A 22,379-nucleotide genomic window follows, 5' to 3' on the forward strand; every position below is an offset into this window, starting at 1 on the left:
GATGAGAAAGCGAGCCGATGTAATTCACCACACAGCTAATAAAAAAGATCCGACCCTTCGGTCGGATCTTTATCCGGGTGGCTGACACGTCATTTCGCCAACTTTGCTCCACGGCTCAAAACGTTGATAACACGGTGGAAACGAGGCGTCTACCGCACCTCGCAACGCCCTGAAACCACCCTGATTCAGGACTCTCGGGGCAAGGTCGTGCAGAGAGTTGGAACTCTTCAAACTTTTCTCACCGCCTCCGAGGTGACCACACTCGTGGAGGACTACCTCGCAGGCGCGACCGTCAACGAGCTTGCCGAGAGCTACGGCATTCATCGAGCGACGGTCTCTGCGCATCTGACGCGTCGGGGCGTGACGAGACGACCGGCCAGGCTCGGTGTCGAATAAGCTGCCGAGGCAGTGAGGCTTCATCAGGAGGGAATGTCTATCCGGGCGATCTCTCGCTCGATGGGGGTGGGCAGGCAGGTGGTCACGCAAGCACTCCGCGAGACTACTGTGTTCCCGGCCTAAGTCTTGGACCTTCGTCGGCGACGGCGGTATCGGGTCAGTCCGTTTTGTCTTCGTCTGCCGTGGGTGGGTCGAGAGTCGAGTCGAGTCCGGTGAGGAAGCTCGCGATAAGATCGTCAACCTTGTGTGCCCATTCATCGTCTTCGTCGTCGGGGTTGGGGTCAACGTTCTCGTCGTTCATGCGCTGTGCGTACGCTTCGACTTCGTCGCTTATGAGCTGTTTGATCGCGGCGTCAAGTTCTGGTGGAACAGTCATGATGGTTACGCCCACGAGGTTGAAGCGGTCGATAATGACTTCGCGTTGGTCCGGGTTGTCTGCTAAGCGTTCGACGTTGGTGACGACGATGGTGTCAAAGCTCGTGCCATTTGCTGTCTCTAGGAGCCGGTTCAGTCCTGATCGGTCTCCGGCTTCGTCGTGAACCTGTTCGATCACCTCGTACCCGGCGGTGCGCGCCAGTAGCTCGCATTTCGCCTCCTGGGCTTGGACGAGGGGAAACCCGGGGTCCGCGTCGTAGGTGTAGGCGACTGCTTTCATTGATGCTCTCCCGATAGGACTGTCTCAGACCTGCGTTCCGTCTGAAATCCGTTGGTGGTGGCACGTTCTCGATGGCGCTCGATTGTCTCACGAACGCGGACGTACGCGAGCATAACGAGTCTGATGAGGCCGAGCAGAACCAGTTTGAACATTGACCACAGGCAGAGGAACAGGAAGATGTTCAGCCAGCCCGGGCCTCCGTTATAGATGATGGAGGTCAGCCAGTAGGCGACAGCGAAGTATGGGGTTGCGAGGAGCATCGCGGGCACACCCCATTTGAGGCCGTCCCTGGTCCAGACCCGGTCACGGACGATGTTGCTCGGGAAGTAGCGACGCAGCTTGCTGTAGAGGTTGAACACCACGGCAAGCAGGGCAAAGATGACTGCGATGAGAAGCAGAAGAATCACGGGAGTCTCCTCGTCATAGCGCGGCGAAGTACGCCGGCGAGGCAACTATGAGTTGAGTGCCCCCTGTGGGGCGATCCCGATGAGACCACGGAGATTGGTGAACCTGCCTCTTCTTCTACTGTACGCCTGGCGTGTGACGTAGGGAACCCTTTGCGGGACAACGCTGCGTACCTGGTCCGTGACCGTCGAGTGAGAGGAACCGGCCATGGCTACGGTGGCGGACCAGGTACGCGATGAGCGCACCGCGCGGATCATGCTGTCGATGATCGTTGATCCCGACGATCCGATGACTGGCAAGGTGGTGCATTGGGTCGGCGGCCGAGAGACGCTGCGTCTTCTTGAGTCTGACCTGCGTGTGCCAACGCTCGGTGAGACTGAGGCGGAGGTGTGGCGATCCCGGTTCGCTCCGCACTTGAACCTGGGCGTGCTCGCCACGGCGGACGCCTACCAGCAACGCGGGATGAACACGCTGACTCCCTCCGACGATCACTGGCCGAAGTCTCTGTCTGATCTTGGCCCGCGCCAGACCTACCTCCTGTGGACGAAAGGCGCCACCTCGCTGCTGTCCGGGTCATTGTCAGATCGGGTAACGATCACCGGGATGCGGGCAACGACCAGCTACGACGAAGTCGTCGCCAGCGACCTCGCCAGTCGCTTGTCCGATGAAGAACGAGTCATCGCCAGCGGTGGAGCATACGGAATCGAAGGCGCGGCTCATCGCGGAACGCTGGCTTCCGGCGGCCATGCTGTTGTGGTGATGGGCAATGGGATCGACATTCGTCATCTTTCAATGCAGACCACGATGCTCAACACCATCGGTGATGTGGGGCTGCTGGCCTCCGAAGTGCCACCCGCAACGCCACCGACGCGACATAACTTGCTTGCTCGGCACCGGATCATGGCAGCTCTCTCGGGTGCAACCGTCATGGTCGAAGCCCCTGCCCGTTCGAGGCACGCAACCTCGTCAACGAGGCCCTTGCCCTTGGGAGACGGGTGGGTGCGGTGCCCGGCCCGATCTCCAGCGCAGCAAGCTATGGACCCAACGACCTGCTGCGGCAAGGGACAGCATCGGTGGTGACCCAGGCCAGCGACGTTCTCGACCTGTTCAATGACCGAGCTGTATCGGCTTTCCGCCCAGCCACAGTAAGTGAGCTTCTCCCAAGCAACCGGAGGTCTGGCTCCCTCGGTACCGAGGCTATAGGCGCAAGGATGACAACCATGAAGAAGGCTGATCATGCGGCCGAGAGTACGGTGACCGTCTACACGAAGCCGGACTGCGTACAGTGCGACGCCACCAAGCGAACCCTGAACAAGCACGGCATCCCTTTCATCGAGATCGACCTGAGTGCCAACGCCGACGCCCTCGACTGGCTCAAAGCAGCTGGATGGATGTGAGCCCCCATCGTCGAGACCGCCGATGGCGAGATGTGGTCCGGGTTCCGGCACGACAGGATTCGTGAACTCACGCCCCTAAAATCACTGCGGGCACCGAGCGGTACCTGGTCTCAGTCTTCAGCTACCGACCAGCGGTTCACGATGAGACTCTGCTTGTCCACTTTCGATCACATCTTATGATCTCAGACGGGTGCCTTCCACTCGTCGTAGTTTGGGCCGTCTGAGGCCGGAGGCGACACTGGCTTCTGTATGCGAACACTGACTGGAACGGGGAAGTCTACGCCCATGAGGATAGCCTCGCCGGGGACGAGGCCGGGTAAAAGCTTCGTAGCTGATTGATCGATCTTGGCTGCGGCTTGTTCGATTCGCTGGCGATCTCGACCGTCCGCAAGTCTATGGACGATTGTCATTCCGACTTGGCTCAGGACTCCAGAAGGGAGGTCTCCGGGGCGTTGTGTCGCAACACAGACTGTGAGGCCGTACTTTCGTCCTTCTTTTGCGATTGCGTCGAATGCGTTCAAGTGAGTGTTTGCGAACTCATCGCCCACGGTGACGTCAAAAAACTGGTGCGCCTCATCGACTGCCGCGACCAGTGGGGCAGTGCGGAACTTGTCTAGTCGGGCCCAACCAAGAAGCGCCTGCCCAAGTATGTTGACGACAATCTCCCTTAAGTGGTTGGCGAAAGTTAGATTCTTGAGCGAAATTCTTAGTACGTGACTGGTCGGATCGTCCAACCAGGATTCCATTTCATCGATGGCGTTACGAACGCCACTTGGGGGGTCAATAACGTCCATAATCTCTCGAATCTGTAGCAGATCGTTGATGCGACTCACTAGAGATGCCACGTAACCCAGCTCATTGTTGTTCACGCCCCCAAAGACGTTCGATTGCTGACCTTGACTTGTGGGCCAAATGCACTCGTACTGGATCTGGTTGGCCAACGCTCGGAAGTTGAAGGGGTAGTGGGGATTCTCAACGCTTCCAATGTACTTTTGCATCGCACTCTGGTACGCCTGAACCGAGGTTCCACTCTTTTCCAAAGGCCCTTGGGTGCTAGCAAACTGAGCGTGATCAGGATCGCGACGGTCGTCATCTGTGACCGCCTGAACAAGTCGCAACGTGCGCACCGCTTCACGCAGTTTAGGAAGTTGAGAACCTGCTGACGGGTTCAGAAAGGCGTTTCGGTCAGATTCCCTCATCATGTAGTGAGGTATGCCGACGAGGATGGTCCCAGGTGGTTCATCGGATTTTGATCCGAATGCCAAGTGTTTCGCATGATCTCCAAGTGTCCAAAACTCACCTGTGGCATCGATAAGGATCATCTTGCCTCTGCACGAGGCTACGCTCTCAGCGAGGTGGCCCAGGGTCCAGCTCTTGCCCGACCCTGTTGTTCCGACAACGGCGACATGGCGTCCAAACAGGCGTGTCAGTGGAACGTCTACGGGCACCGACTCATCGACTGATAGGCGGCCCAGGCGGAGTACGGGTGTCGCCGAGTCTGGGCTCGCGCTGATGACGGCGCGTATCGCTTCGGAGCTCGCGGCGAACACTGCGTCGCCTACTTTGGGGTACCTGGCAATACCTCGCGTGGACCTACCGTTGAGTTCAAGGGTAGAGAGCAGTTGAACTCGTCCCTCAACAGGAACTTTTCGCCCTGACTCAGTCAATAGCTCTTCGGCGCGACTAGCAGGCGTGCCAACGCGAAGTAGCCGTCCGAATGCGGCAACTCCGCCGACATCTATGACCACGAACTCTCCAACTTCTCCCCGACCGAGGTACTCTCCGTAGTGAGAGCGGGGCAGTTTGTTGGCTGCGGAGAACGTGACATCTGCAAAGGAACCTTCGACCTGGTAGACGTGGCCGATACGCCGTTCTGGACTAAAGGGATGGGCATCCATCAAGACTTTAGGCTCCCATCGGCGAGGCGCTCAGCGTGCGCATCGCGGTCTTCACGCGGAGGCACATCCGGAAGCACCTCCACGAGATCGTCGAACGTGGCACGTAGGAGAGTGAGACGTCGATCGCCCTTCTCAATAAGCTGCTCTACCCACGAGAAGGTAGCTGCACGATCAGTGTCACGTACCCCGGGTGAGACGAACACCGCGCGCAGCCCAATGTTGCTCCTCAGTGCAGCTTCTACAGGCGCAGTCAGGTGGTCGTCGTTAAACCCGAAGCCGACCACAATGAGCCCCACATCGGGCTGCCGTAAGGCCATCTGGAAGCGAGACATGAACTCCAGGTAGGGCTGCTGATAGGACAGTTTATACTTTGTCGCCGATGGATAGATTAGGACCGGTCCTGCTGGTTTAGTGCCGCCATATGTCTTGCGAATCTCGGGTCCGGTCGCATTCCAGTTAACGGACCCATGTAGCTTTAACAGGTGGAACACATTTGGTTCCAGCATGAGAGGTTCATGGGGTCTCCTTCGTACGTAATCCAGATCAAAGGTTGCCCCGTCGAAGCTCTGCCCTGAATAACCAAAACCGTCGATGGTGTTAAATCGGGAGCGCTCTGCTGCCGTCTCAAACGCCAAGTCATAGTTCGTTGTGAATAGCTGGGTGCGTTGAAGCCGTGTCGACCGGCGGGCAACCTTTCTAAGGAAGAGTTCGTGAGTCGCCAGGTCCGAAGTCTCATCGATGAAATTGCACCTGTTCCAGACGATGCCCTCGGCTTCTGCGATGAAATCCGTTAGGTCCGAGTTACTTGAGTTAAGTGACTGTCTTGCCTGCGCATCAGAAAGAACATGCTCCAGATTCCCGTTGCTTATCAGTTCTGGACTGAGCTGTCCTTTGACTGTCTTGAACGAAGCAAGTTTCTTGACTTCATCCCAGAGATCACCCATGCTCGGGGCACAACGCGTACCGGAGACGTCCACGATTCCAAGTGAGGTCCCAGAACCCGCAAGTACCACCAAACTCTCGGAATTGCAAATCGTCGATAGCTCGTCACGAAGAGATGAGAGGGTTACTTCCTGAGTCGCACGTTGAGCCTCATCAACCGACGAGTCACTATCTATCTCCTGCCACCCTTTGGTGTACCCACCAAGAATTGCGAGTTTGCTCAAGATTTCTTCGCTCCTTTGGGGCCGTGATCGTCGCTACGTGGATCAGTAGTCACATCTCCGATGCGCCATGGATCAACGCCCCACGAACTAATGTTCGCCAGGGTTGCCTTCATTCGATCCAACGATGTTTTGCCTACCACTCTACATCTAGGGGTACCCGGGGACAACGACCATTGACCTAGAAACGGCAGGAAGCGCAGCATGGCAAAGTTCAGCCATCGCACGGGCTTTAGGCTTGTCGTTTACTCACATAAGCATCTGAAGCGAAGCATGTCCGCCAGGGAGTTTCCCTAGATCCCGAGTTCCCGTTGCAGTGCAACCATCGGCCGATGTTCCACAACTGTATTCGAGCCGTCGGCGATCCGCCTGGCGTGGGCGAGTGCGTTCTGGGCGCGGGCTGCATCAATCTTCTGTTTGACGTTCAGGTCTGCTGAGGCTGGTCCGAGAGCGTCGTGGTCGTCGGCGATCTGGTAGCGGTCCCGGTACGCGACGACCGTGTGCACGGCTCTCAGCCAGACTCTCTGCTTCTTCGGCTCGGCTGGCTTGGCCCCGAGCTGTGTAGTCCACGGCTCGCCGTCGGTGAGTGCCCCGTCCAGGAGTGTGGTGGTGCGTTGCTCGATCAGGTCGCGTCGCTCGGCCAGGGCTTGGTGCATCTCGTCGTCCATGGGGCCGTCAGCGTTTGGGATGAGTCCGACGATGAATCGTGGCGGTTTGCGGGTGCGTCCAGACCCGGCGGGCCGCGCGGTCGCGCGAGCAACACGGGAGTGAAGCACGCTGGCAATGTCATCGGCATCCTCAAGACTACGAATCGCGACGAGGCGTGGCAGGAGTTGGTCAAGGTCGTGATGGTTGGCCTCGGCACTGCGGAACTCAGCTGATAACGCTCCGTAAGCATCGGAGATGAGGATGCTCTCGACTTGCTCGCTGGTGAGCCCAGACTTGGTGAGCAGGGTATGCCAGCGATCTGCTTGGGCTTCTTGGGCTATGGTCTCGTACTCGGCGGCGAGCTGTGCGATGGAACCCCACCGGTCCTGTTCGGCGGCGATCAGCTGGTGGGCGGATAGCTCGGCCCCGACATGCTGAAGGGCACCGAACGAGACGCTGCGGGCGGTGGCATCCGGGTTGTCGCCAGGATGGGCGTGGGAGTGGTCTTCGTCCGGGCGGTCGATAGCGACATAGGCATGGTTGGCCTCTCGGCCTCGGGTCAAGGCGACATAGAAGTTCTCCCGCGGCGTCGTAGCGGTGACAACAACATGCGAGGTATCAGTGGTGACACCCTGCGCCCTGTGAGCGGTGACCACATACCCGAGGTCGAGGTGTTCGGCGACGTAGGAGGCGGGCAGCACAATGGAGCCACCGAACCGACGATGAGTGGGTCGGATGGTGATGGAGCCGTCGTCGCGGAGCTGGGTAACGACCCACTTATCCCCGTTGCGCACTCACGAACTGCCGTAGCGCAGTCGCCGGTTGTTACGGCGGGTGATCACCAGGTCGCCCTCACACACGGTGATCCCGTCATGGAGCGGGAGTTCTCGCTCTGGGTTGACGGTGCCGTCGATGATCCGATCCGCCCGCGCCCGCTGATTCAAAGTCGTGACTGATTGTTGGGTTTCAGCCACCAAGATCGAGGCTTTCCCTGCCGCCTGGTCGCTACGCCAGGCGGTGTAGGCGGCATCCATGACCTGTTCTTCTTCGGCACCGTGAACCCGCTGATGCTTGATCAGGGTGTCGATAGCGCTGGTGCCTCCGTGCCGCAGATCGAGTGAGGTCTTCTTCTCCTAGGCGTGGATGAACCGATGCACATTCGTCAGCTCGGGCGCATCGTCACGCACCGAGACCAGCATCCCGAAACTCCCGCCCGCATCCACCGATTGCAGCTGAGCCCAGTCACCCACCATCAAGACCTTCGCGCCCTGCTTCTCGGCTTGCGCGGTGATCTAGTCGAGAGTGAACGTGTCCGCCAGAGAGGCTTCATCCACGATGACGAGTTGCCCTTTCGTGAAGGTGGCCCCGGTGGTGTGGAAGGTGTGCAGCCACTTCGCCGTGTTCTCTGTGGCGATCCCAAGATCGGAGGCCAACGCCTGGGCGGCGACAGCGGACGGCGCGAGACCCACCACTGAGCCTTTCCCGTGTTCGGCCTCCCACGCCCGGCGCAACGCCGACATCGCTGTGGTCTTCCCAGCACCAGCGGGGCCGACGAGTACGTCCACGACCCGGCCCGACATCGCAATCGTCGTCAACGCGGCCACCTGATCCGCCTCCAGCGACCGGCCCTTCTTGTCCGGCTTCCTCGTGATCGCCTCGACCGTCTCATGGGTGCGGTGGGCTTGTCGGCCCGTGCCAGGAGCCGGTCTTCCGCCTCCAACAGGGACTCAGAGGAGAACACGGTGGAGGCGTAGGGACGCAACCGTGACGAGCCATCCGTGCGGCGGAACAGCGCTGGGCTGATTGTCAGCTCCGGCAGAGTCAACCAGAGCGATGCGTGCTCGGCGGCGTCCACGACCATGCCGGTGATGGCTTTACGGTCCATAGTCGAGGCGAACCGCAACCCCATAAGTTGTCTGCTGGCTTCGGCGTGCAGATTCCATCTGGTCCAGGTCGAACGCTTCTCACCCACCATCATGGTGACGGTCCAGCCGATCTGCTCAATCACATCAAGAGGTAGATCATCGGCCCGCACCGTCGCAGGCAGCACCTCACTGCTGGTGACTACTCGTGCCCAGGTGGTTGCATCCTCACCCAGGACTTGCGTGGCGCGTTGCCGCCGCTCACTGGTGAGGTCGGCCAGGGAGCGCACGTCCTTCTCGTGACGGGTCGCCAATGTCGCCTGGGCGCGGAGCTTCAGCACGATCCTGGGGCTGGGCTGGCGTCCATGCTTAGCGACGTAGGCGTCGATGAGCCGGTTCTTCTCTTCGTCGATGAACTTGGTGCGGGTGGAGAACTCGGTGATCAGCTCATCCGGCACGCCGGTGATCTCCCATGCTGGGTTCCGGTCCCGGCCCCGGTCGCGGGTCTCCCATTCAAACCCGAAGGTGCGGGTCAGGTGGTCGGCAAGGACAGCGTTGTACATTTCCGAGATCGCGACCACCGCCCGGTGCATCGGGCGGGAATCCAGTGTTCGCCACTTCCCGTCCTGGGCGGTCTTGACCTTGTTGCTAATGACGACGTGCGTATGCAACTGGGGGTCGTGGCTACGTGAGTCGTAGTGATCGAACGCGGTTGCAGCCACCCCGAGGACATCGACCTGTGCAACCGCACCATCGTGGCCGGTTGCACCCACACGGGTTGCAGCAACCTCCTGCTCAATCAACTCGACCAGCTCGGCAACCGCCGCATGATGCGCCGCTGCGATCAGGGATTGCGTGCCCGCATCGGCCACCGCCCAGATTGCCGACACGCTCTTCGGCACGCTGAAGGTGTAGTCAAAAGCCGCCACCGCCTTGCGCGTCCCGCGCTCCTTCTCCTCCGCCTCAATCTGGGCAACCAGCTCCGCCCGATAGGACGGGTCAAGACTCTCGCTGAGCTTCTTGGTTCGCTCCTCGATCCGCTCAGCCACCGGCGCGAACTGCTGATACGCCCGACCCAACGGCTCACCCGTGAGCGGGTCACGGCCCATCCCCACCAGAAGTTGGAGCTGGGTCTCCGACACCACAGAGTGCGCCGTCAGCTCGCCCTCGCCGAAACCAGCGATCCCAGAACCCAGCCAGAAACCCGGCGGATTACCCGCCTCCGTGTAGTAACGGGTCAACGGCGTCGAAAGACTCCTGTCACCGTCACCAGCAGCCACCGACTTCAACAGATACTTGTAGCCGTCGCCAGCAATCATCACGCGCATCGAAACAGTCATAACAAGCAGGCATGCAGAGGCAACTGCATAGTCTTGTTACGTGGAAGCTCCGTTGTACCAACAGGTGGTTAAGTAGGAGCGTTCGAACCAGCTTCAGTTCCCTGGTGGCGTCATCATGCGATCCTTTGGCTGTCGCCAGTTCTTGGGAACCCGATCATCGGCAATAGTCGGGTTCGGAGACGGCAAGTGCTGCTCCTCAATACTCACCACGTAGCGGTGCCAACCCGATGACACTTGGAATCTCGCCAGCCAAATGTCTGTCGTCCCCAATGGCTGATCGAAATCTCTCCGCGCACGGCCACGGAACCAGACATCCGAGATTCCGTCGGGGAGAACGAGGTCATCGACGTGCTCTACTGTTCCGTTGGCATATGAGTCGGAGAGCCGGTAGAAGTAATTCTCCACGTTGTAGGACCGGCCGAACAGGAAGAGGTGACGCTCGTCCGCTGGTTGAGCCAGGAGCTTGTCGAGATTCTCCTTAGCCCAGTCCTCTGCGAGCATTTCGGTGCATACTTGCGCAAGCTCGCCCAAACGTGCCGGGATCGATCCGCTCTCACTCTGGGGCTGCCCAGCCCTCTTGGCGGCCGCCCATCTCTTCATCAGACTCGTCGCTGGCGGTGATGTGATCTCGACGATGGCCCGTTGGGCTCGGTCATCGGGATATACCCAGACACCATCAGGCATCTTGTCTCCACCACCAGCATCAGCAAGTTTGATCTCAACCCCGAGGACCTGCTCCATGGAGAGGAAGGCGATCTCCTCCTCCCGGCTTGCGGTCTTCCCAGCAACGTTGCTCATGCCTCAAGGTTAGTCACAGGAGACTCGCTGATCGAACTACTCTGTCGGCTGGACTCATCCGGTCAGCAACGCGAGGCTTATAGGACGAAGCGTGTTGGTTTTTGTTTAGTAGGTTTCTTTCCATGGTTGGGAGTGGTGGAGGTCGGTCCAGTTGATGGCTGTGCCCCAGCCTTGTAGTTGGTTTTGTGTTTGAGCGTGGTGTTGGGCGGTTGCGAATAGTTGGGTGATTTCTTGATCTGTGTGGGTGTTGGTGAGTATTTGTGTGGGGGTGGCGGGGTTTTCAGTGTGTAGGTAGCACCACCACAGGACGGCTTTTACGCGGTGGTTTAGAGGCATTCCCCGGTGGGTGCGCAGTAGTGCTCTTAGTTGGGTGTTGATGGCGCCTTCAATGTGGTTGGTGGTAGCTGGGATGGGTTGTGTGGGGATGTGTAGGTGGGGGTCTAGGTAGGTAAATAGAGTGCCTTTGCGTACTAGGTTGTTAAGGGAGTTACGCGCTTGTATTAACCGCCGGTGGGTGGGGACTATGGCCCCGTTTTCGAGTCTTGTTTTTTGGGCTAGGAAGGTCTTGTAAGTAGTGTTCCAAGCAGCTAGGTCTACTAACCATTGGGTGGCTTGAGCTGGGGTTTTTATGTGTAGTAAACGCTTTGCTAGCCCGTAGAGTTCCACTCCGGCCTGGGTGCGAGCACGCGCGGTAGTTTTACGTTTCACCGCGCTGAAAGCATGAAAAGTACACCTTTGCACCCTGGTGGTAGGCCACTTAGCTTGTAAGGCGCTAGCGATCCCGCTGCCCCCATCGCAGATCACGACATGTGGTGGGGCGATGCGATCAAACAAGGCTTGCCACGCTGCGGAATACTCGCCTTTGGCCACATACCAGCCCAACACGTGATTTTTAGTGCCTGCAATCAAAACCACCACGTTACGGGCTAGATAAATCCCATCTACAAACACCACATGATGAACCTCATCCACCAGCGGACTAGTAGGCCATAAATGCCAAAACCTTTCAAAATGGCGCCGAGCACTACGACCCCCACCAGGTAAATCCTGGTAGCGTAACCGACCAGTGACAAACTCTAAAAACGCGGCGAAATACCGCGCTTGAATATCATTGCGACGCAACTGACTCGCGCCACACTTACAACACCTAAACCTGACTCGACCAGCACCAGTCCTGCCCCACTTATGTGTTGATCCACCACAAACTAAACAACGAGGATTTCCCATCCTCGAATTCAACCGACTTCAAACCCGACTTTCCCCCCACCAACACAACGAAAAATCCACGAAAAACCAACACGTTTTGTCCACCCTAGAACTCAAGTCAAAACGACTTCAAACCAGACCTTTCCCCACCAACACAACGAAAAGTCCACGAAAAACCAATACGAAAGGACCTATAAGCCGTAATTCACCACACAGCTAATAAAAAAGATCCGACCTTTCGGTCGGATCTTTATCCGGGTGGCTGACGGGACTCGAACCCGCGACGTCCTGGACCACAACCAGGTGCTCTACCAGCTGAACTACAGCCACCATCATTGCTTACGCAACGATAGATAACTGTAGCAGTAACGACGCACTAAACAAAACGCGGATGGCGTTGCTTCTAACACACCGCAGGGGGCTAAAGCCCGGCTCTACCAGTGCGCGCGAACCGAAATCGCGTCAGCGAAGTTTCCGAGGGCATCTGGCGAGGAGTCCAAGTAGAGCTGCGCGTCTACCAGCCCAACTTCCATAACCATGAACGAGCCTTCGTCGTCTGGCACTATATCTACTCTGTTGAACAGGAACTGCTCGTCGCGCCCCATACGCTGCTTCACATAAGCGTGGAGGGCAGCGCGAATAGTTTCGCCCCACCGCCACTCTTCCGGCGTGGCTTCACGAGCCTGCACAAGCGTTTCCTGCTTGGACTCCATCGTGATTGAGGCGTCGTGCAACATCGGTTTCTTTTGTACCGCGTGCGAAAGGAGCCCATTGAAGAACACCAGCGTAATCTCACCGTGCTTATCGATCGCTTCCTGATAGCGCTGCAACATCACAGAGCGCCCCTCATCCAACAGACTCATCACGTGACCGACCGCCGCGCGCCGCGAAGCAGGCTCTACCGCGCAATACCGACCGATGTCGCGGGCGCCGGAAGATACCGCAGGTTTGATAACAAAATCTTGGAGGGCGGGGAAACGCGAGTGCACGCGATGCTTCGACAAGTTCTTCTCAACATCAAGCCACGTGGTGGGAATGATTGGTAACCCAAACTGTTCGTTAAGAATCTTCAAGTAGTGCTTATCGGAGTTCCACTCCAAAATATCCGGGTGGTTCAGCAGGCGTGGCACCGCCTTAGTCCATGCCAGGAACTCATCACGCCTTGTCGCGTAGTCGCATACAGAGCGAACGATAACGAGGCCGGCATCTTGCCAATCAACATCGGGGTCATCCCAACGCTTAATCTGGGGATCACACCCTCGTTGCGCCAGTTCATCCGGCAGGCCTTCCTCACCGGGATAAAGATGGGGCAACTCAGAAGAGGTTACTAACGTCACGCGTGGCTTCATAGTTGATACTTTAACCATATTCGATCGATTTGTTTGCACGGATGGGAACGCTATTCGCTGTGCGCCTGAGAGATTAGCATAGTGGCCTTGCTCATTTGAAAATGAGAAGAGGCGGCGTCACTAAACTTCAGCGTAGCCCCAGTGGACGCGCTAATGCTTGTTCAATCAGATGCGACACGAGAGCCGGGTAATCCATCCCGGTGGCCTGCCACATCGCTGGGTACATGGACCACGGGGTGAATCCAGGCATAGTGTTCACCTCGTTGATCGTGATTCTTCCCGATTCTTCGTTGTAGAAGAAGTCCACTCGGGCAAGTCCTTCACACCCGAGCACCTCGAATGCCCGCACAGCGGTTTCTCGAATCTGCTGTTCCGCAGCGGCAGGTAGATCAGCCGGCGTAGAAAGTGTCACATCATCGTGCGCTTGGTATTTCGTCTTGTAGTCGTAGAACCCATCGCGCGAGGCAACCATAATTTCTCCGCACCTGGAGGCACGCGCCCCCTCACTACCAAAATCGAGGACGCCGCACTCGATCTCGCGGCCCGCCGTTGCAGCTTCTACAACCACACGCGGATCAACCCTGCGGGCCTGCTCAATAGCGTCTTCGAGCATGGCAAGATCTTCAACATGGGTGATCCCCAGAGAGGAGCCGGCACGAGCGGGCTTCACATAAGGATCCTGCCCCACGCTAGCCGCCTGCGCGAGCGCTCGAGAACGGTCTCGCTTCCATTCGCGATCGGTGATCAGCGTCCACCGCCCCACCGAAATGCCAGCGCCAAGCAGAAGCGCTTTGGTCAGATGCTTGTCGTTAGACACCGCCGAAGCCGCCACACCGCAGCCGACGTAGCGAACGTTAGACATTTCCATTAGCCCTTGAATGGTGCCGTCTTCACCGTAGGATCCGTGGAGCAGGGGGAACACTACGTCAACGTCACCGAGGTCTGTAGCCTCGATTCGTTCACCGGTAATAGCTCGCGGCTTCTCCACTACCCGCGGGTTTCCAGTCCACAGTGCCACAGAGGACTCTCCGGCTGCAATCACCACGCCTCGCCCGTCAACCATCTCGTAGAGTTCTGGTTTAGCCGGTACCCGCACCCATTCGCCATCGGGGGTGATACCGATCGCTAAGATCTCGTACCTCGCATGATCGATAGCTGCCATTACGCTGGCTGCAGTTGCACAAGAAATTTGATGTTCACCGCTACGCCCTCCGAAAATCAGGGCCACGCGGGTCTTTCGTGGAGAATCACTCATGACTTTGACTTTACTGCAAAACACGCAAGTTCAATCAACTAGCAACGGGTAGCAAAAATGTGTCGCGCGATAGACATTCCCAAACCCCGCACAGATTTTCGTTTACCACGCCGGCCTGTCCGCCTACTTGCAAATGAGCTGGCTCTTGAACGGATTAAAATAAGACAAACGTAGCGATTGGAAATCGAGATGAATCACAAAGCACGAGTCAGCGTCGCACTTACCACGACGCTAGCGGTATTGGCGCTTGGCGGATGCGGACAAAGCATCACCGACCCTGATGCTTCTGGGCCGGCAACTACTGAGGTTGAAACTTACGTGCCCACACCATACGTAGACACTCCAGCAGAAACCGCGGCCCCCAGCGAGGAGGCACAGTGGCTTTCCGGGCCTTCTGAGCAAGCAGAAGGCACTTCTCGCACCTCTTTGCTAGCTCACGATTTTCGCGTGGGAGTGCACGAAGATTACTACCGCGTTGTGGTGGAGTTCGTAGGCCAAGGAGACCCTGGCTGGACTGTTGGCTGGACCGACAAGTCCGTTGAGGTTGGGCGCGGCGACGCGCTCCCGATCCCGCAGGGAAACGTGCTTGACGTCATGATTCACGGCGCCACCTGGCCGGCGGTTCCCGGAGCCGCTGAGTACTACTACAATGGCCCGGCCGATAAACGTTTAGACGACAGCGTGCTCGCCTGGTTTGACGGCTCGTTTGAGTCTGACACCCACCTTGCGATCTCGAGCGATAAAGAACGCGAGTATCGGGTGTTCACTCTTGAAAACCCCAAGCGACTCGTAATCGACCTGCGCAAGTAAAGCCAGGTTAGGAAAGCTGGCGTCAGTTCGGTTCTTGCACGGGCATTCGCTGTTCGTATGGCGGGTGCGCCTTTAGTTATCTGTAGCTGGTGGATAGGCTTCGAGTTTTGGATCCCACCGGGTTTCCGGCGCTTTTTCTCCCCGGATTTCTTCAATCATCGAGGTGATCGCAACCTCCATGCGGCGCGTTGCTTCCTTGACTGCCTCGTGATCGTTTTCATCCTGGTTCAGGTCTGAGAGGTCGATGGCAGGGCCCGCCATCACCCACGTGTCACGCCTACGCAAAGGGAACGAGTTCTTCCAGCGCCGCATGATCTCATGGCTTCCCCAGTGCGCTAACGGGATCACGGGAGCTCCGGTCGCAAGGGCGAGCCTAGCGGCGCCCGTCTTGAACTTCATAGGCCAAAGATCCGGATCCGTGGTTAGCGTACCTTCGGGGAAAATAGCTATGGATTCACCCTCAGCAAGGGCAATTTTTGCGTTCCTAAGGGCATCGCCAGCACTCGAGGTTCCCCGGCTTACCGGCACCATTTTTGCGCCGGTCAAAACCCGGCGCAGTCCAGGAACGCGGAACAGGCTGTCCTTAGCGAGCACACGGACGGCGTGTCCAGCATCAACAATGAAGTGAGCTACAACCACGACGTCATATTCGGTCACGTGGTTCATGATGAGGATGAAGGGCTTGTCTTTAGGTAGGTTATTGCGGCCTCGCCAATGGGGCTTGGTTGTTAATTTTGCCAAAGGACGCAAAACTTCAACAGCGACCTTATAGATACCGGTAGCTGGCTTACTCATGCCCTTCTCCTACATTCTTTCTGCGTCGGCACCCAGGCGGCCAAGTTTGCTGAGGAAGTGCTCGTATCCGCGCGCAATCACGTCAATACCGTGCACAATAGACTCCCCTTCCGCCGCCAAAGCCGAAATGAGGTAGGAGAACCCGCCGCGCAGATCCGGCACGGTGATTTCCGCGCCGTGCAAGGGTGTGGGTCCGGAGATAACAGCGGAGTGGTAGAAGTTACGCTGCCCAAAACGACATGGAGTACCGCCCAAGCACTCCCGATAAATCTGAATTTGCGCGCCCATCTGATTGAGTGCCTTTGTGAATCCGAGACGATTCTCGTACACCGTCTCATGGACGATTGAAAGCCCCTTGGCTTGCGTCAAGGCAACAACCAGCGGCTGCTGCCAGTCGGTCATGAATCCGGGGTGCACGTTTGTCTCTAGCACGATCGATTGCAGTTGCCCACCCGGGTGAAAGAAGCGAATGCCCGCATCATCAATTTCGAATTGGCCGCCGACTTTACGAAAAACGTTCAAGAACGTGGTCATATCCGGTTGATGTGCTCCGCGCACGTAAATATCGCCGTGCGTTACCAACGCCGCAGAAGCCCACGAGGCTGCCTCAATACGGTCTGAAATCGCGGTGTGAGTAAACCCGCGCAACTCCGATACGCCCTCGATTCTGATAGTGCGGTCGGTATCAACGGAGAGGCTGGCACCCATCTTTTGGAGCACATTGATAAGGTCCATGATTTCCGGCTCGATGGCGGCGTTCTTCAACACTGTGATGCCGTCAGCCATGACTGCTGTCAGAAGGGTTTGTTCGGTGGCGCCTACCGACGGGAACGGGAGCTTAATTTTGGCGCCGCGCAGTCCGTTTGGCGCGGTGATACGGATACCGTTATCTTCCTTATCGACCTGGGCGCCAAACGCTCTGAGCGCATCCAGGTGCATGTCGATTGGACGGTCACCAATGCGACACCCTCCCAGATCGGGAATGAAGGCTTCCCCAAGACGATGCAAAAGGGGGCCGCAGAAAAGGATCGGGATGCGCGAGGACCCAGCTAATGCCTGAACTTCGGACACATGGGCAACCTCGACATTAGAGGGGTCAAGCTCGAGGACACCAGCCCCCTGGTCGAAGTTGATATGCACACCGTGCAGACCGAGGAGCTCAGAAACCAAGTCCACGTCCCTGATGAGAGGAACATTGGAAAGCTTCGAGGGGGTTGTTCCAAGTAGGCTTGCCACCATCGCCTTTGGCACGAAGTTCTTTGCACCACGAACGGTGATGTCCCCCGCCAAAGGTTTGCCGCCCTGCACACGCAAAACCGAGTCCATGGAAGCCTTTCTGCTTATCTGTCTAGCTCAAAATACTATTATCTCTCGCTCTAATCTATAACGCATGGCCTGTGGAAGCTCCATTACTCACACCGCGCCCCGAACGTGTCGCGAGACGAATATCTGCACGCCTTACCGCCCATATAAATTTAGCCTGCACTTTTATTCAACCGATCATATCCGGGAGTTTGCTATCTCAATGATTGAGATGGCAAGATCAGTGTATGGATGAAAAAGCTCCCACCAGTGGCGTAGGCGTTTTAGACAAAGCCTCGCTTGTTTTGTCCGCGTTAGAGGCCGGGCCAGCCACGCTTGCCCAGTTAGTCTCAACCACTAAATTGGCCAGGCCAACCGCGCACCGCCTTGCAGTCGCTCTTGAGTTTCACCGTTTTGTTGCTCGCGACATGCAAGGCCGTTTTGTTTTGGGGCCGCGCCTTTCAGAACTTGCATCCGCTGCCGGCGAGGATCGACTCCTCGCATCAGCCACCCCGGTCCTAATCGCGTTGCGCGATCACACGAAGGAATCGACCCAGCTGTACCGCCGCCAAGGAGATCAGCGCATTTGCGTTGCGGCCGCTGAACGCCAGATCGGCCTGCGTGACTCCATTCCAGTTGGGGCCACTCTTTCAATGAAGGCAGGGTCAGCGGCCCAGGTGCTCCTCGCTTGGGAAGAACCGGACCGGCTTCACCGCGGCCTGTACGGCGCATCGTTTAACGCAACCATGCTTTCCGCCGTTCGCCGCCGTGGTTGGGCACAGTCTGTGTCTGAACGCGAGATTGGCGTGGCGTCGGTGTCTGCCCCCGTTCGCGGTCCGGGCGGCAAGGTACTAGCAGCGATCTCAATCTCGGGCCCGGTGGAGCGCATGGGACGTCAGCCTGGTCGCCAACACGGCCCCTCGGTAGTTGCAGCAGCTAACCGCCTGTCGGATTTCCTGCGTCGCGCTGAAGAGCTTGGCCTGTAGCCCGCGCCTGGCAAATGCGAATTGCCCTAGTTTCTGACCCGTACAGTCCGCGCGTTGGGGGCATTGAAACCCAGGTGCGCAACCTCGGGCAGGCACTTGTTGCCGCCGGACACGCCGTCACGGTGATTACCGCCACACCTTCTTCTGCGGCTCGCGGTGATTCAACGGAACTTGATGGCGCGGTCACGGTACGCCGGCTCACCGCGCGCATTCCGTTAAGCCTTCCAGTGAATCCGTTTGCCGGTGAAGCACTAGAACAGACCTTGCCCACGTTTGATGTGGTACACATTCACACCGGGCTGATCTCGCCGTTCGCGCGCATGGCGGTGCAGTCCTGCGTCAAAACGGGCACGAAAGCCATTCTGACTTGGCACTCCCACCTCTGCGGTAGCACTTGGTGGTACGGCGCGGTCAATCCCCTGCCGGCTTGGCAACGCGCCGGTATTCGATTGACCGCCGTATCAACGCCGGCTGCGCGCGCGGTTGCGGCAGCGGCGCGGAACAGCGTTAACGTAGACGTGCTACCGAACTTGATTTTTGAAGAACCCTGGGAACAGGCGCGGCAGGTAGCTCTAAGACGGTTTGAGCAGGAACCGGCTCCCGCTCCCCTTCAGGTAGTAACAGCCACCCGACTGGCCCCAAGAAAGCGCGTTCTACAGCTTGCCGAGATCGCGAGACGGGCGCGCGTGGACGTACACGTTTACGGAGACGGAAGTCTGAGACCTGCATTGGCTCGCCCCGAACTTTCGGGCGGCTACCTGCACTTGCACGGAAAAGTGAAGCCCGCACAATTGGCTGACGCCTATACTTGCGCGGACGTGTTCGTGTCTCCGGTGATTAAAGAAGCCTTCGGTATCGCCGCTCTTGAGGCGCGCGCGTGCGGATTGCCTGTCATCTATCGCCGGGGTTCAGGGATTGAAGAGTTCATCACGCACGGCTACGACGGCCTGGAAGTGGCCAGCGACACGGAAATAGCAGCGGCGTTAGCGATGCTCGCTATGCACCCGCAACACCTGCACATGCTTGGCAAACACGCCCTCGAGAATCAAATCACACACACTTGGAGCCGTGGGCTACAAACCTACCTCGAGTTGTATGAGACCTGGCGCAACTAATCCTGCCTGCATTGCTGGGCCCCGTCCCAGGCACCCCATTCGAGCAAGAAAAAGCACCTGATTTCTCAGGTGCGGTGGCACCCCCAACCGGATTTGAACCGGTGTCGCCGCCGTGAGAGGGCGGTGTCCTGGGCCGCTAGACGATGGGGGCCTAAGCGCTTTCGCGCCGGTTTGGTTACTAGAACCTGCACCCCCAACCGGATTTGAACCGGTGTCGCCGCCGTGAGAGGGCGGTGTCCTGGGCCGCTAGACGATGGGGGCCTGTGCGATCACTCGCTTTGAAACCTCTAACCTATTGCCAGATGTTTCGCTGGGGTACCAGGACTCGAACCTAGACTAAATGAACCAGAATCACTCGTGCTGCCAATTACACCATACCCCAAGGTAAGGTAGCTTCTTCGGTCAGTTTCCCGCTCGCGGGAAGCCTTCACGAGGAAGCGCCAACAAGAAACTTTACCCGACGGAGCATGACCTTACAAAATCCGCTCACCGTTATTTACTTCACGTTCGCGGATGTTAGGCAGAAAGCTTAGCCTCCAGTTGACGCAACCTGGCCAAGACCTCGTCCTTACCCATAATTTCCATGGACTCAAACAGTGGTGGAGACACCTGTCGGCCAGAAATAGCGGTGCGAAGAGGTCCGAATGCCAGCCTTGGTTTCACCTGCATCTCGTCAATGAGGCGGGCACGCAACCCCTCTTCCAAGGACTCGACAGTGAACTCGGGCAGACCTTCGATAACCTCGATGCCCGCACGCAAGACCTCGCCGGCGTTGTCCTTGAGTTTGCTGACAGCTTTATCTTCAAACTCGAGCACTTCGGTTTCCACGAAGAATGGGCCAAGCATGCCGCCAATCTCACCCAGCAGGCGAATACGTGTTTGCGTCAGCGGAGCAGCCTCGGTGATGATTTCCTGCTCGCGAGCCGTAAGCGCATCAAACTCTTCAGCTGACACATATCCGTCACGGTAGAGGAACGGCACGATGCGGCGCTTGAAGTCATCCTCTTCGAGCATGCGAATGTGGTCGGCGTTAATCGCAATGGCCTTCTTCAGGTCGAAACGCGCCGGGTTGGGGTTCACATCGTGAATGTCGAACGCCTTCACCATTTCTTCAGCCGAGAAGATGTCTTCATCGGGGCTAATCGCCCAGCCAAGTAGGGCTAGGTAGTTCAGCAAGCCCTCTGGGATCATGCCGTTTTCCCGGTGGAGCAACAGGTTTGACTCCGGATCGCGCTTGGACAGTTTCTTGTTGCCCTCCCCCATAACGTAAGGCAGGTGGCCAAACTCCGGCATCTGCTTCGCGATTCCGAGCTCGATGAGAGCACGATACAAAACGATCTGGCGCGGCGTGGAAGACAGCAGGTCTTCGCCGCGTAGCACGTGTGTGATGTCCATGAGCGCATCATCAACGGGGTTCACGAGTGTATAGAGGGGGTGGCCGTTACCGCGAACGATCACATAGTCCGGCACAGAACCGGCCTTGAACGTGATTTCACCGCGAACAAGATCCGTGAAGGTAATGTCTTCATCCGGCATCCGCAGGCGCAGCACCGGCTTGCGCCCCGCAGCGCGAAATTCTGCCTTCTGCTCTTCGGTGAGATTGCGATCAAAACCATCATAGCCAAGCTTGGGATCACGACCGGCTGCCTTGTGACGCGCTTCGACCTCCTCGGGCGTGGAGAAGGACTCGTATGCGTAACCCGCTTCTAGCAGCTTCGCCGCAACGTCCTTGTAGATGTCCATACGCTGCGACTGTCGGTACGGCTCGTGTGGGCCGCCCTTCAGTACACCTTCGTCCCAATCCAGGCCAAGCCAAGTCAGGGAATCAATGATCTGGTCGAAAGACTCCTCGGAGTCGCGGCGAGCATCGGTATCTTCGATGCGGAACACAAACGTGCCCCCAACGTGTCTGGCCCATGCCCAGTTGAACAGGCAGGTACGAACCATTCCCACATGCGGGGTTCCAGTTGGTGATGGGCAAAAACGAACGCGGACTTTGCCGCCATTTAGAGTATCCATGATGCCTTGATTCTACATCGTTTATGCACCGGCTTTTCAACGCGCTTGCCACAGGTTAAATCTCGCTACCCGCGCCCTTGCGCCACTCCCCTAATGCTTGCGCGCACGGCACTCGTTGTCGTTATGGTTGGAGGCGGAAGGGGTTTTGATGACTGATTTTGACGCTTTTGACGAGGACACCGCCCACGCAAGCGGTCTTTTGAAATGGGAGATGCCAGGCGTTTCCGGCCACTGGGTTGCAGAGATGGACTTCGGTACTGCCCCGGTAGTTGAGGAAGCCCTCGTAAGTGCGATCAGAAGGGGGTTTCTTGGGTACATGCCGCAGGGGCTATCTGCATGGGTTAAAGAGGCCACCGCGAGCGTAGTTGGACGCCGCTACGGCCTTGAGATCGAGGCTAAAAATGTGCGGTTGGCATCGTCAGTACTGGACGGTTTGAATGCGATTCTTGGCCACATGTTGAAGCCGGGATCACGAGTGATCGTCCCAACCCCCGCCTACATGCCATTTTTGACCCTTCCAGGCAAGTTTGGCCACGAAGTTATTCAGGTTCCTTCCGCAATTGTTGAGGGCGTGTGGCAACTCGATTTTGACCGCATAGAAACTGTGGCTAAAGACGCTGATCTGCTTATCCTCTGTAATCCGTGGAACCCGACCGGCAGGGTTTTAACCGTCGGTGAGCTCACGCGTTTAGGTGAGATTGCGACGGGTAACAACCTGCTTGTATTCAACGACGAGATCCACGCTCCCCTGGTTTCTAACCCCTCCTCCCACATCTGCTTTGCCGGGCTGGACCAGTCTTTCGCGGATCTGACAGTCACCGCAGTTGCGGCCTCGAAGGGCTTTAACTTGGCGGGCCTGCACTGCGCGCAAATGATCACAACGGGGCAGATGACCCACAGGTTCGAGGCAGCGGCCGCGTGGCTAAATCACCCAACACCGCTCGGCGCCCTCGCTACTTCCGTCGCATACGAGGAGGGCG

Annotated in this window: 22 protein-coding genes, 4 tRNA genes and 1 pseudogene; 8 read left to right on the forward strand and 19 right to left on the reverse strand. The window is 57.8% G+C overall.

What is annotated here, in order from left to right; genetic code table 11:
- Positions 1-252 precede the first annotated feature (252 nt).
- A complete protein-coding gene (locus tag Q0X61_RS08485; RefSeq protein WP_297742109.1) occupies positions 253-396 on the forward strand; it encodes a hypothetical protein in 144 nt (47 codons plus the stop codon).
- A gap of 12 nt (positions 397-408) precedes the next feature.
- Positions 409-519, forward strand: a complete 111-nt coding sequence (locus Q0X61_RS13410) for a hypothetical protein (protein WP_367270727.1) — start codon at positions 409-411, stop codon at positions 517-519.
- Positions 520-553: 34 nt separating this feature from the next.
- Here the strand turns inward: Q0X61_RS13410 and Q0X61_RS08490 are convergent, their stop codons facing one another.
- A complete protein-coding gene (locus Q0X61_RS08490; RefSeq protein ID WP_297742110.1) occupies positions 554-1,051 on the reverse strand; it encodes a recombinase family protein in 498 nt (165 codons plus the stop codon).
- Positions 1,048-1,458 carry a sulfate permease gene (locus Q0X61_RS08495; RefSeq protein ID WP_297742111.1) on the reverse strand — a complete coding sequence of 137 codons (411 nt, stop codon included), beginning with the start codon at positions 1,456-1,458 and terminating at the stop codon, positions 1,048-1,050. Before Q0X61_RS08495 ends, Q0X61_RS08490 begins: the two co-directional genes overlap by 4 nt.
- 205 nt (positions 1,459-1,663) lie before the next feature.
- On the opposite strand from Q0X61_RS08495, the gene Q0X61_RS08500 reads away from it, so the two are divergent.
- Positions 1,664-2,536 (forward strand): DNA-processing protein DprA, encoded by an 873-nt coding sequence (locus Q0X61_RS08500; RefSeq protein WP_297742112.1) that lies wholly within the window; start codon positions 1,664-1,666, stop codon positions 2,534-2,536.
- A 140-nt stretch (positions 2,537-2,676) separates the two neighbouring features.
- Entirely contained in the window at positions 2,677-2,853 is a 177-nt protein-coding gene (locus Q0X61_RS08505) for a glutaredoxin domain-containing protein (RefSeq protein WP_297742113.1), read from the forward strand.
- Positions 2,854-3,035: 182 nt separating this feature from the next.
- Here Q0X61_RS08505 and Q0X61_RS08510 read toward each other — a convergent pair whose 3' ends face one another.
- The 11 genes and pseudogenes from Q0X61_RS08510 to Q0X61_RS08560 all read right to left on the reverse strand — a co-directional run bounded on the left by Q0X61_RS08510 (position 3,036) and on the right by Q0X61_RS08560 (position 14,372).
- Positions 3,036-4,751, reverse strand: coding sequence for an ATP-binding protein (locus Q0X61_RS08510; RefSeq protein ID WP_297742114.1), 1,716 nt, complete (start codon positions 4,749-4,751; stop codon positions 3,036-3,038).
- Positions 4,751-5,917, reverse strand: coding sequence for an SIR2 family protein (locus Q0X61_RS08515; RefSeq protein ID WP_297742115.1), 1,167 nt, complete (start codon positions 5,915-5,917; stop codon positions 4,751-4,753). Before Q0X61_RS08515 ends, Q0X61_RS08510 begins: the two co-directional genes overlap by 1 nt.
- Before the next feature lie 290 nt (positions 5,918-6,207).
- The gene (locus Q0X61_RS08520) at positions 6,208-7,356 is read right to left on the reverse strand and encodes a hypothetical protein (protein WP_297742116.1); all 1,149 of its coding nucleotides are present in this window, start codon (positions 7,354-7,356) and stop codon (positions 6,208-6,210) included.
- Entirely contained in the window at positions 7,357-7,596 is a 240-nt protein-coding gene (locus tag Q0X61_RS08525; protein WP_297742117.1) for a hypothetical protein, read from the reverse strand.
- 99 nt (positions 7,597-7,695) lie between these two features.
- A pseudogene (locus tag Q0X61_RS08530) lies at positions 7,696-8,142 on the reverse strand (AAA family ATPase).
- Between the two features lie 11 nt (positions 8,143-8,153).
- A complete protein-coding gene (gene mobF / locus Q0X61_RS08535; RefSeq protein WP_297742118.1) occupies positions 8,154-9,764 on the reverse strand; it encodes a MobF family relaxase in 1,611 nt (536 codons plus the stop codon).
- Positions 9,765-9,857: 93 nt separating this feature from the next.
- Entirely contained in the window at positions 9,858-10,562 is a 705-nt protein-coding gene (locus Q0X61_RS08540; protein ID WP_297742119.1) for a hypothetical protein, read from the reverse strand.
- A 105-nt stretch (positions 10,563-10,667) separates the two neighbouring features.
- Positions 10,668-11,789 (reverse strand): IS1249 family transposase, encoded by a 1,122-nt coding sequence (locus Q0X61_RS08545; protein ID WP_297742120.1) that lies wholly within the window; start codon positions 11,787-11,789, stop codon positions 10,668-10,670.
- Positions 11,790-12,025: 236 nt separating this feature from the next.
- Positions 12,026-12,098, reverse strand: a tRNA-His gene (locus Q0X61_RS08550).
- A gap of 104 nt (positions 12,099-12,202) precedes the next feature.
- Complete coding sequence (locus Q0X61_RS08555; protein WP_198009511.1) at positions 12,203-13,117, reverse strand: RimK family alpha-L-glutamate ligase; 915 nt, start codon at positions 13,115-13,117, stop codon at positions 12,203-12,205.
- Between the two features lie 127 nt (positions 13,118-13,244).
- Entirely contained in the window at positions 13,245-14,372 is a 1,128-nt protein-coding gene (locus tag Q0X61_RS08560) for a D-alanine--D-alanine ligase family protein (protein ID WP_297742121.1), read from the reverse strand.
- Positions 14,373-14,819: 447 nt separating this feature from the next.
- Between Q0X61_RS08560 and Q0X61_RS08565 the strand changes: the two genes are divergently transcribed.
- Complete coding sequence (locus Q0X61_RS08565) at positions 14,820-15,182, forward strand: AMIN domain-containing protein (RefSeq protein WP_297742122.1); 363 nt, start codon at positions 14,820-14,822, stop codon at positions 15,180-15,182.
- Positions 15,183-15,254: 72 nt separating this feature from the next.
- On the opposite strand, the gene Q0X61_RS08570 is transcribed toward Q0X61_RS08565, so the two are convergent.
- Both Q0X61_RS08570 and murA read right to left on the reverse strand, forming a co-directional pair.
- Entirely contained in the window at positions 15,255-15,977 is a 723-nt protein-coding gene (locus Q0X61_RS08570) for a 1-acyl-sn-glycerol-3-phosphate acyltransferase (RefSeq protein WP_297742123.1), read from the reverse strand.
- Positions 15,978-15,986: 9 nt separating this feature from the next.
- On the reverse strand, positions 15,987-17,303 hold the full coding sequence (gene murA / locus Q0X61_RS08575; protein WP_016444970.1) for a UDP-N-acetylglucosamine 1-carboxyvinyltransferase: 1,317 nt from the start codon (positions 17,301-17,303) through the stop codon (positions 15,987-15,989).
- A gap of 224 nt (positions 17,304-17,527) precedes the next feature.
- On the opposite strand from murA, the gene Q0X61_RS08580 reads away from it, so the two are divergent.
- Entirely contained in the window at positions 17,528-18,265 is a 738-nt protein-coding gene (locus tag Q0X61_RS08580) for an IclR family transcriptional regulator (protein WP_016444969.1), read from the forward strand.
- 14 nt (positions 18,266-18,279) lie between these two features.
- Positions 18,280-19,380, forward strand: coding sequence for a glycosyltransferase family 4 protein (locus Q0X61_RS08585; protein WP_297742124.1), 1,101 nt, complete (start codon positions 18,280-18,282; stop codon positions 19,378-19,380).
- Positions 19,381-19,455: 75 nt separating this feature from the next.
- On the opposite strand, the gene Q0X61_RS08590 is transcribed toward Q0X61_RS08585, so the two are convergent.
- From Q0X61_RS08590 to gltX, 4 genes are all read right to left on the reverse strand, one after another.
- Positions 19,456-19,531 (reverse strand) — tRNA-Glu (locus Q0X61_RS08590).
- Between the two features lie 37 nt (positions 19,532-19,568).
- A tRNA-Glu gene (locus tag Q0X61_RS08595) sits at positions 19,569-19,641 on the reverse strand.
- A 49-nt stretch (positions 19,642-19,690) separates the two neighbouring features.
- Positions 19,691-19,762 (reverse strand) — tRNA-Gln (locus Q0X61_RS08600).
- 134 nt (positions 19,763-19,896) lie between these two features.
- Positions 19,897-21,399, reverse strand: coding sequence for a glutamate--tRNA ligase (gene gltX, locus Q0X61_RS08605; protein ID WP_040316893.1), 1,503 nt, complete (start codon positions 21,397-21,399; stop codon positions 19,897-19,899).
- A gap of 148 nt (positions 21,400-21,547) precedes the next feature.
- Here gltX and Q0X61_RS08610 point away from each other — a divergent pair.
- A partial coding sequence (locus tag Q0X61_RS08610) for an aminotransferase class I/II-fold pyridoxal phosphate-dependent enzyme (RefSeq protein WP_297742125.1) occupies positions 21,548-22,379 on the forward strand: 832 nt, incomplete at its 3' end.

It is taken from the genome of uncultured Tessaracoccus sp. (assembly GCF_947255005.1).
Taxonomy (GTDB): Bacteria; Actinomycetota; Actinomycetes; order Propionibacteriales; family Propionibacteriaceae; genus Arachnia.

What these genes read in the sequence shown, in the direction of transcription:
- Q0X61_RS08490 (WP_297742110.1), bottom strand. Translation starts at nt 1,051, where the DNA reads ATGAAAGCAGTCGCCTACACCTACGACGCGGACCCCGGGTTTCCCCTC.
- Q0X61_RS08500 (WP_297742112.1), top strand. Translation starts at nt 1,664, where the DNA reads ATGGCTACGGTGGCGGACCAGGTACGCGATGAGCGCACCGCGCGGATC.
- Q0X61_RS08505 (WP_297742113.1), top strand. Translation starts at nt 2,677, where the DNA reads ATGAAGAAGGCTGATCATGCGGCCGAGAGTACGGTGACCGTCTACACG.
- Q0X61_RS08510 (WP_297742114.1), bottom strand. Translation starts at nt 4,751, where the DNA reads ATGGATGCCCATCCCTTTAGTCCAGAACGGCGTATCGGCCACGTCTAC.
- Q0X61_RS08525 (WP_297742117.1), bottom strand. Translation starts at nt 7,596, where the DNA reads ATGGATGCCGCCTACACCGCCTGGCGTAGCGACCAGGCGGCAGGGAAA.
- mobF (WP_297742118.1), bottom strand. Translation starts at nt 9,764, where the DNA reads ATGACTGTTTCGATGCGCGTGATGATTGCTGGCGACGGCTACAAGTAT.
- Q0X61_RS08540 (WP_297742119.1), bottom strand. Translation starts at nt 10,562, where the DNA reads ATGAGCAACGTTGCTGGGAAGACCGCAAGCCGGGAGGAGGAGATCGCC.
- Q0X61_RS08545 (WP_297742120.1), bottom strand. Translation starts at nt 11,789, where the DNA reads ATGGGAAATCCTCGTTGTTTAGTTTGTGGTGGATCAACACATAAGTGG.
- Q0X61_RS08555 (WP_198009511.1), bottom strand. Translation starts at nt 13,117, where the DNA reads ATGAAGCCACGCGTGACGTTAGTAACCTCTTCTGAGTTGCCCCATCTT.
- Q0X61_RS08560 (WP_297742121.1), bottom strand. Translation starts at nt 14,372, where the DNA reads ATGAGTGATTCTCCACGAAAGACCCGCGTGGCCCTGATTTTCGGAGGG.
- Q0X61_RS08570 (WP_297742123.1), bottom strand. Translation starts at nt 15,977, where the DNA reads ATGAGTAAGCCAGCTACCGGTATCTATAAGGTCGCTGTTGAAGTTTTG.
- murA (WP_016444970.1), bottom strand. Translation starts at nt 17,303, where the DNA reads ATGGACTCGGTTTTGCGTGTGCAGGGCGGCAAACCTTTGGCGGGGGAC.
- Q0X61_RS08580 (WP_016444969.1), top strand. Translation starts at nt 17,528, where the DNA reads ATGGATGAAAAAGCTCCCACCAGTGGCGTAGGCGTTTTAGACAAAGCC.
- Q0X61_RS08585 (WP_297742124.1), top strand. Translation starts at nt 18,280, where the DNA reads ATGCGAATTGCCCTAGTTTCTGACCCGTACAGTCCGCGCGTTGGGGGC.
- gltX (WP_040316893.1), bottom strand. Translation starts at nt 21,399, where the DNA reads ATGGATACTCTAAATGGCGGCAAAGTCCGCGTTCGTTTTTGCCCATCA.